The sequence below is a fragment of the Bradyrhizobium oropedii genome (assembly GCF_020889685.1).
Taxonomy (GTDB): domain Bacteria; phylum Pseudomonadota; class Alphaproteobacteria; order Rhizobiales; family Xanthobacteraceae; genus Bradyrhizobium; species Bradyrhizobium oropedii.
In genome coordinates this window covers 18,204-28,029 of record NZ_JACMYO010000114.1, presented here as the reverse complement: position 1 = coordinate 28,029, position 9,826 = coordinate 18,204, and the positions used below count along the sequence as shown (strand labels likewise).

8 protein-coding genes are annotated in these 9,826 nt (G+C 63.5%); 5 read left to right on the top strand and 3 right to left on the bottom strand.

Annotation, left to right across the window (positions count from 1 at the left end):
• Both H8A95_RS27515 and H8A95_RS27510 read right to left on the bottom strand, forming a co-directional pair.
• A partial coding sequence (locus H8A95_RS27515; protein WP_229186059.1) for a Nal1-like putative serine protease occupies positions 1-2,331 on the bottom strand: 2,331 nt, incomplete at its 3' end.
• Positions 2,332-2,504: 173 nt separating this feature from the next.
• Positions 2,505-3,419 carry a LysR family transcriptional regulator gene (locus H8A95_RS27510; RefSeq protein WP_229186058.1) on the bottom strand — a complete coding sequence of 305 codons (915 nt, stop codon included), beginning with the start codon at positions 3,417-3,419 and terminating at the stop codon, positions 2,505-2,507.
• 127 nt (positions 3,420-3,546) lie between these two features.
• Between H8A95_RS27510 and H8A95_RS27505 the strand changes: the two genes are divergently transcribed.
• The 5 genes from H8A95_RS27505 (at position 3,547) to H8A95_RS27485 (ending at position 8,612) form a co-directional block, all read left to right on the top strand.
• Positions 3,547-4,299: an SDR family NAD(P)-dependent oxidoreductase gene (locus H8A95_RS27505; protein WP_212011787.1), complete on the top strand. Its 753-nt coding sequence runs from the start codon at positions 3,547-3,549 to the stop codon at positions 4,297-4,299.
• A 74-nt stretch (positions 4,300-4,373) separates the two neighbouring features.
• Positions 4,374-5,072 carry a pirin family protein gene (locus H8A95_RS27500; protein ID WP_229186057.1) on the top strand — a complete coding sequence of 233 codons (699 nt, stop codon included), beginning with the start codon at positions 4,374-4,376 and terminating at the stop codon, positions 5,070-5,072.
• A 90-nt stretch (positions 5,073-5,162) separates the two neighbouring features.
• Entirely contained in the window at positions 5,163-5,762 is a 600-nt protein-coding gene (wrbA, locus tag H8A95_RS27495) for an NAD(P)H:quinone oxidoreductase (RefSeq protein ID WP_229186056.1), read from the top strand.
• A 227-nt stretch (positions 5,763-5,989) separates the two neighbouring features.
• Entirely contained in the window at positions 5,990-7,606 is a 1,617-nt protein-coding gene (locus H8A95_RS27490; RefSeq protein ID WP_229186060.1) for a B12-binding domain-containing radical SAM protein, read from the top strand.
• A 61-nt stretch (positions 7,607-7,667) separates the two neighbouring features.
• On the top strand, positions 7,668-8,612 hold the full coding sequence (locus H8A95_RS27485) for a DUF5996 family protein (protein WP_229186055.1): 945 nt from the start codon (positions 7,668-7,670) through the stop codon (positions 8,610-8,612).
• A gap of 23 nt (positions 8,613-8,635) precedes the next feature.
• Here the strand turns inward: H8A95_RS27485 and H8A95_RS27480 are convergent, their stop codons facing one another.
• The gene (locus tag H8A95_RS27480) at positions 8,636-9,826 is read right to left on the bottom strand and encodes a GNAT family N-acetyltransferase (RefSeq protein WP_229186054.1); all 1,191 of its coding nucleotides are present in this window, start codon (positions 9,824-9,826) and stop codon (positions 8,636-8,638) included.

The following is a 9,826-nucleotide window of genomic DNA, read 5'->3' as shown; positions in this document are numbered from 1 at the left end:
GGCTGCAGCCGGGCGCTTGCGCGCCACCGCCTTCCTGGGCGCTTTCTTCGGTGCTTTCCTGGCCGTATTCCTGGTTGCCTTCTTCGCTGCTGGCGAGCTCGAGCGGCGGACCGACGTCACGCTCCGGCGTCGTGCACTGCTTCCCCCGATCGGAACGATATGATCGTCGGCATCCAGTGTGAGCTGCTGGAGCTGAAACGCGGGCAGGAAGCTCGGATCGTTGTAGAGCTTGCTCAGACTGCCCTGGTCGAACTTGCCGCCCTGCCCGCGATCTTCGGCGGCACCGGCGCGCCAGGCCGCTTCCCAGACCCGAGCCAGGGTCTTGGCGCCGTCCTGCATGCAGGCCGCAGTGGCGTCCTTCAGCTTCGACCACATCACGTCGACCTGCCCGCCCCCCATATTGGAGTTGAACAAATTGACGATCGTCATCGGCGGCAGCCGCTTCACGGTCCGCTGCATCAGCGCGACCACGGCAACCGCGGCGTCACGGCCGGTCGGCGTTCCGCCCGAAGTAATCTCCGCGACGTCGCTCGTCTTGGCATCGGGGATCATCTTGATGAGATCCTTGCCGTGCCGGCCGATCATCGTCGTCTCGTACACGCTGTGCACCTTGGCATGCGTCTTGTCGTTCGGATCGAGGCCATGGTGGAATTGCGAGATGTGCAGCGGCTGGCAGGCATCGCCGATATAGTGCGCAACGATGCCCGCGGCGCAGACGAACTCCAGCTTCTTGTTGGCGGCGGCGTACTCGACCATCTCGTCGAAAATCTGCCAGACCCGGAACGGCAAGGCGCCGCGCCGGTCCTCGCCGATCCCTTCGTAATAGTCGTTCCAGACCTTTGGATCGACGTTGCGCGTGGACTCCGCGCAGAGATCCAGCAGCGTCTTGCCGTCCTTGCCCGGCCTGTCCATGTCGGCGAAATGGTTGCTTTCGTCGGTGCGCCGGGTGAAGCGCCAGACCAGGTCGGCGACGTCGGCAAGCGGCGCGAATGCGCCTCTCTGATACGGCTTGAGGTCGGCAAGCAGCTTGTCGTCGAGGCCGATATTGTCGGAATTGGCGTCCATCATGGTCGAAAGCTTGGGAAGCTTCGCATCGATCAGGCCGGTCGCGTAGGCGCCGATCTTGACGTGTCCCCATTCGCCCCAATACTCGGTATGGCCTGCGTTCCAGTCGCCGATCAGTTCGACATCGAGCTCGCGACACAGCGTCGCCATGCAGATGCCGAGCGCGACCTGCATCGGAATCCTGCCGCCTGATCCGAACAATTCCTGGCCACCCCATTCGAGCGCCAGTGGATTGAGGATGCGTGCACCGCTGGCATTCTTCGGCGCGTCCGGGTCATCGAGGAACCAGACCGTGCCGGAGTCGCCGGGATAATTGTTGAGCGGCGTGTCGCCGTCGCGCGGACCGATCACGAAATCGCTGACATATTCCATGCCGCCGACGGTCTTGTAGCGGTAGAACAGGCCAATGATCTTGCCCTTCATCAATCCGCTGGTCGCACCGAAGGCGATCAGCAGCTGGTTGATGATGTCGAGGCGGAAGGTGCCGACATTGAGATCGACGACATCGCCGACCTGGCCGACGCCGTAGACCTGCGCGGTCCAACCCTTGACGTCATCGACGCGGATCAGTCCGGCATCGAGATTGGCGACCACGCGCGAGCCGGGCCAGCCGGGATAGACGTCGCTGAACGCGCGCTTGCCGAGTTGCAGCGCATCGCTGACGCCGAGACGGCGGTCGGTGTTCTTGAAGCCGGCGAAGATCTCGCGTCCGGCCGTGCCGACCACGTGACGATTGGAGAGCGCGAACACCGTCTCGCCGTTGGTGACGAGACAGCCGATCGAGCCGCGGTGGATCTTGCCCTGGATCGTGGTCTGGACCGGAAAGCCGCCACCGACCAGATCGCTCTTGAAGATCGGCGGGTCGACCGTGCCGGGGCTGCCCTCGTTCGGATCGACCTTGATCACGCAGGTGGGCACGACGCGACCGTCGGGCAAATACAGGAACGGAGGAACCAGCTGGTCCTGCTTCTCGGGATGGTTCTTCAGCTCGGAGCGCTTCATCCAGTCGCGGACAAAGACGAGAATGCAGGGCCACGACCAGTCCTTGACTGACGAGTTGAACAGCGTGCGTGGTCCAAGCGCCTGCGGTTTGGAGTAGTGTCGCCTTTCCGTCGCGTTGCGGTCGTTGTCGCGGATCAGATAGCGACCGATCGCGGTGGCGTAGACCGATTGCAGATGCGCCAGATGCACGTGATAGGCCTCACGGGCATCGAGCAGGTCCTTCACCGACAATGACGTGAAATCGTGCTTGGTCAGGTCAATCATCTGGTTCCTCCGAAAATGCGCTTGGCGGCAACACCGGTTCAGGACGCAGGAATAGACGATCGCGTCGGCCCACGATCGTGGGTTAGTTCACACAATCTATACAATTTAAAAGGGATGACACTGATGTGACGGGTCGCCCGGCGTTCGGCTGCGCCCGCGCAACGAACCTCGATCTATTTGCGCTGAGCGCGACCTTTGGCGAAATGGCTGGCGAGGAAATCCGCCAGCACCTCGACGCGGGCGGGCCGCGGGCCGCCGGGCGGGGTAACGAGATGCACGGCGCCCTCCGGCTGCTTCCAGCCCTTCAGGATCACCTCGACCTCGCCGCGCGCGATCGCGTCGCCGACGATGAAGTCGGGCAGATCGGCGATGCCGAGCCCGGCAAGCAGCGCCGGCATCACGGCCTCGCCATTGTTGACCCGCAGCTGGCCGGCGGGGCGCACGCTCGCCTGCTCGCCCGACGCGTTGGTGTAGTGCCAGACGCCCTGGGTCGAGAGATAGGCGTAGCCGAAGCATTTGTGCTCGGCGAGATGCATCGGATGGGTCGGCCGGCCGTGGCGCTTCAGATAGGACGGCGCCGCCACCGTATAGCGCGGCATGCCGCACAGCCGCCGCGCGATCAGCGAGGAATCCGGCAGCCGCGCAATGCGCAGGCCGGCGTCAAAGCCCTCACCGATCAAATCGACCGTCGCATCGCTCAGATGCAGATCGATCGCCACCTCCGGATAGGCCTCCATGAATTCCGGCAGCACCGGCGCCACCGTCTTGATGCCGAAGCTCATCGGCACCGCGAGCCGCACCAGGCCGCGCGGCGTGGTCGATTGCGCCAGCGCCTCGTTCTCGGCGGCCTCGCCGTCGGCCAATAGCCGCGCGGCGCGCTCCGACAATTTCTGGCCGGCATCGGTCAGCGCCAGACGGCGGGAGGTGCGGTTGAACAGCCGCGCGCCGAGCCGCTCCTCAAGCCGGCTGACCGCTTTCGACACCGTCGCCTTGGACAGCGAGAGCTCGGTCGCGGCCGCCGCAAACGACCGTAATTCCACGACTTTTGCGAAAATCGCGAGCGCCTCGAAGTCCGGCAGTTTCGACATGGGCAGCTATCCTCGATCGTTCATTTTGGAAACAATGAGTTTCAATAGTTTCTATTTCTATACCACAGCCGGAGGCATATCCAAGTCCATCGAATTCAAACGCAAATCCACTCGATGGAGAAATCCAATGACCAAGAAGCTCTCAGGCAAGGTTGCTCTCGTCACCGGCGGTTCACGCGGCATCGGCGCGGCCAGCGCCCGCGCTCTCGCCGCGGAAGGCGCCAGCGTCGCGATCAGCTACGTCGCCTCTCCCGAAAAGGCCGAAGCCGTCGTCGCCGAGTTGAAGGGCAAGGGCGTCAATGCCCGTGCCTACAAGGCCGACCAGGCCTCGTCATCCGACGTCGATCAGCTGGTGAAGACCGTCGCCAAGGATTTTGGCCGGCTCGACATCCTCGTCAACAACGCCGGTGTCGCATCCGGCGGTGCGGTGGATGATCCCAAGGCCGACACCGCGACGCTGGCCCGCCAGGAGGCGATCAACGTCGACGGCGTGATCACCGCGATCCGCGCCGCCTCGAAGCTGATGGGTGAAGGCGGCCGCATCGTCACTGTCGGCTCCATGCTGGCGGATCGCGCCTCGTTCCCGGGGCTTGCCGACTACGTCGCCAGCAAGGCGGCCGTCGTCGGCTACACCAAGGGCGCGGCGCGCGACCTCGGACCGCGCGGCATTACGGTGAATGTAGTGCAGCCCGGCTCGATCGACACCGACATGAACCCGAAGGACGGCGGCGAGTTTGCCGAGACGCAACGCCTGCAGCACGCGCTGCAGCGCTTCGGCCGCCCTGAGGAGGTCGCAGCCGGCGTCGTGTTCCTGGCAAGCCCGGAAGCCTCGTTCGTGACCGGCACCGTGCTCAACGTCGACGGCGGCTTCGGCGCCTGATCGCAATTTTTCGGGAGATGCCGGGGCGGAATGCGCCCCGCCTCTCCGCAACATCGACATCAAGGAGAATGACCATGATCGAACTGAAACCATTCGCAAAGCTCGGCGGCGCCGACCACGGCTGGCTGAAGGCCAAGCATCACTTCTCATTCGCGAGCTACTACGATCCCGCCAATGTCAGCCACGGCGCGCTGCGTGTGTGGAACGACGACGAGATCGCGCCCAACTCCGGGTTCCCGGCGCATCCGCATGCCAACATGGAGATCATCACCTATGTTCGCGAAGGTGCGATCACGCACCAGGACTCGCTCGGCAACAAGGGACGCACTGAAGCCGGCGACGTGCAGGTGATGAGCGCCGGCAGCGGCATCCGTCACTCCGAATACAATCTGGAGCCGGCGAAGACCAAGATCTTCCAGATCTGGATCGAGCCGACGACGAAGGGCGGTCACCCAACCTGGGGCTCGAAGCCGTTCCCGAAGGCGGACCGCTCGGGCAAGCTCGTCACCATCGCCTCCGGTATCGACGGCGACAAAGACGCGCTGCCGATCCGTGCCAATGCGCGGGTGCTCGCCACCACGCTGAAAGCCGGCGAGAGCGCGGAATATTCCGCCGACAAGGCCCGTCACCTCTATCTGGTGCCGGCGGCCGGCAGCATCGAGGTCAACGGCGTGCGCGTCAATGCACGCGACGGCGCGGCGATCCGCGATGAGGCCAAGCTGAAGATCACCGCGCTCGAGGATGCCGAACTCGTCCTGGTCGACGCGGCCTGATCACCTCTCACCCCTGCATGCGCGGACGGCTGTCCGCGCATGCCCCTCCCCCGAAACGTCCCTACCTACCCAACCCAAATGGAGGCCATCATGGCCAAGGTTCTCGTTCTGTATTACTCCGCCTACGGTCACATCGAAGCGATGGCGAATGCCGTTGCGGAAGGCGCGCGCGAAGCCGGCGCCACTGTCGACATCAAGCGCGTGCCCGAACTGGTGCCGGCCGAAGTCGCCAAGGCGTCGTATTACAAGCTCGACCAGGCCGCGCCGATTGCCAAGATTGACGATCTCGCCAATTACGACGCTGTTATCGTCGGCACCGGCACCCGCTTCGGCCGCATGTCCTCGCAGATGGCCAATTTCCTCGACCAGGCCGGCGGCCTCTGGGCCAGGGGCGCGCTGAACGGCAAGGTCGGCGGCGCCTTCACCTCGAGCGCGACCCAGCATGGCGGCCAGGAGACCACGCTGTTCTCGATCATCACCAACCTCCTTCATTTCGGCATGACGGTGGTCGGTTTGAATTACGGCTTCGCCGGACAGATGAAGCTCGACCAGGTCACCGGCGGCGCGCCCTACGGCGCCACCACCATCACGGGCGGCGACGGCAGCCGTCAGCCCAGCGAAAACGAGCTCGCCGGCGCCCGCTATCAGGGCCGCGCAATCGCGGAGACCGCGAACAAGCTGCACGGCTGATGCGATGGGGGTGGCATTCTCGTTCGGGATTGCCGCCCCTGCCCAAGTCGCGACGTTCTCCCCGGAGAGCGGCGCAAGTGCGGTCGCTGCACGAACGCCAAGAAAGGCCGATAAGCGACGTAATCGGCTCTTTGCCCAAGATCGCCTGACAATTGGCCGCGAAGCGAACCCTTGAGCCGCGGCAAGCCGCGTGTCATCGTGACCGTCAATGTCTAGGCTGGAGCAACATGACGGTTCCCTGTCGCGTCCTAATGATCTATCCGAAGTTCGTTGAGGAGTCCTTCTGGAACTACACGGAACCTTGTGAACTCGTCGGCGCGAAGTATCCGGCGGCACCACTCGGACTGATCACCGTCGCCGCCATGCTGCCCAAGCATTGGGACATTCGCCTCGTCAACCGTAACACCGAGCCCTTGACGGACGCCGACCTCAACTCGGCCGATCTTGTCATGATGGGCGGTATGCTTAACCAGCAGCCCGATTTTCTCCACCTGATCGATCTCGCCCACCAGCACGGCAAGCCGGTATGTGTCGGCGGGCCTGACGTCTCCTCCAGCCCGCATCTTTACGCCGACGCGGACTTCCAGGTGATCGGCGAGGCAGAGCAAATCATCCAGCAATTTGTCGCTGCCTGGGAAAGCGGCGAGCGCAAGGGCGTGTTCGTCGCCGAGAAGTTCAAGATCGACGTCACGCTAAGCCCGATGCCCCGCTATGACCTGATCAAGTTCGACCATTATCTCTTCATTGGCGTGCAATATTCGCGTGGCTGCCCGTTCACCTGCGAGTTCTGCGACATTATCGAGCTGTATGGTCGTGTGCCGCGCACCAAGACCGCCGATCAGATTCTCGCTGAGTTGCAAGCGCTCTACGATCACGGCTATCGCGGACATGTCGATTTTGTTGACGACAATTTCATCGGCAATAAGAAAAACCTCCGCATCCTGCTGCCGCAGCTCAAAGCCTGGCTGGAGGAGCGAGACTATCCGTTCGAGTTCTCGACGGAAGCCTCGATCAATATCGCTGACGACAGCGAGCTGTTGCAGGCGATGAAGGACGCGAACTTCTTCGGGATTTTCGTCGGCATTGAGAGCCCGGATCCGGAGACCCTTGTGCAGATGAAGAAGAAGCAGAACACCCGGCGTAATATCGCCGAATGCATTCACAAGATCTATGGCTACGGCATGTTCGTCACCGCGGGTTTCATCGTCGGGTTCGATACCGAGAAAGCCTCGATGGGGCGGGCGATGATCGACTTCATCGAGGAGGCGAGCATTCCGGTCTGCATGATTGGACTGCTCTATGCGCTGCCCGGCACACAGTTGACGCGGCGTCTGGCGAAAGAAGGCCGCCTGCACGAAGGCCATGATCTCATGAAGGTCGAGCAGGCGGGCGACCAATGCACACTCGGGTGCAACTTCGACACTATACGTCCGCTTCGTGACATCCTTGAGGACTACAAGACCGTGCTCGGGCACGTCTTCAGCTCGACCGCCTATGCAGGACGACTGTCGCGGCTCGCCGCCATGCTCGACCGGTCCGACCGGCGCCGCGACCTGCCGGATGGCGACATACGCAAGAGGCTTGGCGGCATCGAGAGCGTACACAAGATCATGCGTGTCCTGCCCGAGGTCCGCGAGCCGTTCTGGAAGACTTTCGTCGAGGTCGCCAAGTCCAATCCAGGCGCGCTGCGTTACATCGTGATGTTGATGGCGCTGTATTTGCATTTCGGGCCATTCTCGAAACACGTGATCCGTGAGATTGACCGCCGGATTGCCGCGCTCGACGATATGCCGCCGGTGAGAGCCGCAGAGCTTGTGCCCCGAACTCACCTAGATGCGGTTTGACGGCAAAGCGCGTTAGTGCGCTTGGCCGTCAAGATCACGTCCCGCAGCCCAGAGGTTTGCCATGAATACCCCTGCGAAGACTCGCTGGCCGGAACTGCCCACCGCGGCCTGGCGCGACAGCAGCGCCACGCTCCAGCTCTTCACCCAGATCGCCGGCAAGATCCGGCTGGCGAAATCGCCCTGGCTCAATCACTCCTGGCACGTCACGCTCTATGTCACCGCGCGCGGACTGACCACCTCGCCGATTCCCGACGGCGACCACACATTCCAGATCGACTTCGACTTCATCGATCATTTGCTCCGCATCTCGACCAGCGACGGCGCCGAGCGGCAATTCGCGCTGGCCGGGCAATCGGTCGCAAGCTTTTACACAACGGTCATGGCCGACCTGAAGCGGCTCGGCATCGAAATCGCCATTGACGAGTTGCCGAACGAAGTCGCCGACCCGATCCGGTTTTCGCAGGATACGCAGCATGCCGCCTACGATGCGGACGCCGTACGCCGTTTTCACCAGATCCTTGTGAACTGCGACCGCGTGTTCAAGCAATTCCGGACCGGCTTTCTCGGCAAGGCGAGCCCGGTGCATTTCTTCTGGGGCAGCTTCGATCTCGCGGTGACGCGTTTCTCCGGCCGCGCAGCACCGCAGCATCCCGGCGGCGTGCCGCATCTGCCCGACGCGGTGGCGCACGAAGCCTATTCGCACGAGGTGAGCAGCGCGGGCTTCTGGCCGGGCGGCGCGATCGACTATCCGGCATTCTATTCCTACGCCTATCCCGAGCCCGCGGGCTATCGCAGCACATCGGTCCGCCCTGATGCAGCATTCTTCAGCGAGGCGCTCGGCGAATTCATCCTGCCCTATGATGCTGTGCGCACGGCCGTTGATCCCGACAAGGCGCTGCTGGATTTCCTGCAATCGAGTTATGAGGCCGCGGCCATCAACGCGAACTGGGACCGCGATGCCCTTGAATGCGCACCAGGCCGGCCGGGCGTGGTCAGGGCGACATAGCGCCGGCGCACCGAGCGCTTGACTCAGTCCTCTTCGCGCGACGGCGACGCTTTGCCCAGCGCGCGCTTCAGTCGCGCGGTGAGCTTTGGATAGTGACGCAGCGCCAGCACGGCGAGATCCCGCAGCGCATGAGGCTGCCCGCGCCAGCTCAAGGGCGCACTGAGATCGACCAGCGGCGTACGCTGCGGATTGAACCGCCGCTTGTAGCTGTAATTGCCGATCGAGAAATCGAACTCGCGCACACCGTCCTCGTGCAGTGCCTCGATGGTGCGATCGATGATCAGTCGGCCCGGCGAGCACGCCGACCATTTTTCGCCGGCATTGCTGATGCGGAGCATGACGTAGCGTGAGCCGGCACGAACGCCGAGCAACGTCGCCACCACCTCGTCGCGTGTGGTCAGCGCGGTCATGACGGCATAACCGCGATCGGCGCCTTCGCGCACGAGGTCGCGATAGAAGGCGGCGCAGTCCGGGTCGTCGAGCACGTAGTTGAGCCCAAGGCCGTTCAGCCGGGCTCCCTGCTGCACCTCCGTGATGGACAGAAGATCCAGCGCCTGGTCGGTATCGGCAGCAATCTTGAAGGCCGCGGTCCGCTCACGCGTGAACACGCGCCAGCTCCGTCCCAACTCCTTGCGAACCTTGCGGTCCAGCTCGTAGCGCCACGCATTGTAGTCATCGCCGACGGTCAGCAAATTGCCGTTGACGACCGACGGCCCGACGCCATCGAGCAGCGCCAGCGGATTGGATCGCCCCGCGAGCCTGACCGGCATCTTGCGAAAGCGAACCAGATCGGCTCCGCCGTGCACCTTGCGCAGCGCGGCCTGCAGATGGCGCCAGAACTGCCATGCAGTGACGTCGTCGCGCGGTGCGGCGGGGCCGAGCAACGGCGCGTTGAAGTCGGTGAGATTGAGGTCGGCGAATTCGACGATGCGCAGGCCGCCCTGTCGGTGACAGATCAGCGGCAGCAACGCAGCCCGCTCGCCGGTGGCGGCATCGCTGACGATGGCGATCAGCGGCGAAACGCCGTCGGTCGACGCGAAGGCCCGATACCATGACGCATACCATTGCGGATGCTGGAACGCGGTGAGCGGCTCGAATGCGCCCCAGCGGGCGACAGCCTGCGCCCAATCGGAAACCAGCTCGACGCGATAGCCGACCGCATAGGACGCGGCCCGTGCCCCGAATTTCTCAACCGCTGTCGTCAAGACCGTCAT

What these genes read in the sequence shown, in the direction of transcription:
- H8A95_RS27510 (WP_229186058.1), bottom strand. Translation starts at nt 3,419, where the DNA reads ATGTCGAAACTGCCGGACTTCGAGGCGCTCGCGATTTTCGCAAAAGTC.
- H8A95_RS27505 (WP_212011787.1), top strand. Translation starts at nt 3,547, where the DNA reads ATGACCAAGAAGCTCTCAGGCAAGGTTGCTCTCGTCACCGGCGGTTCA.
- H8A95_RS27500 (WP_229186057.1), top strand. Translation starts at nt 4,374, where the DNA reads ATGATCGAACTGAAACCATTCGCAAAGCTCGGCGGCGCCGACCACGGC.
- wrbA (WP_229186056.1), top strand. Translation starts at nt 5,163, where the DNA reads ATGGCCAAGGTTCTCGTTCTGTATTACTCCGCCTACGGTCACATCGAA.
- H8A95_RS27490 (WP_229186060.1), top strand. Translation starts at nt 5,990, where the DNA reads ATGACGGTTCCCTGTCGCGTCCTAATGATCTATCCGAAGTTCGTTGAG.
- H8A95_RS27485 (WP_229186055.1), top strand. Translation starts at nt 7,668, where the DNA reads ATGAATACCCCTGCGAAGACTCGCTGGCCGGAACTGCCCACCGCGGCC.
- H8A95_RS27480 (WP_229186054.1), bottom strand. Translation starts at nt 9,826, where the DNA reads ATGACGGTCTTGACGACAGCGGTTGAGAAATTCGGGGCACGGGCCGCG.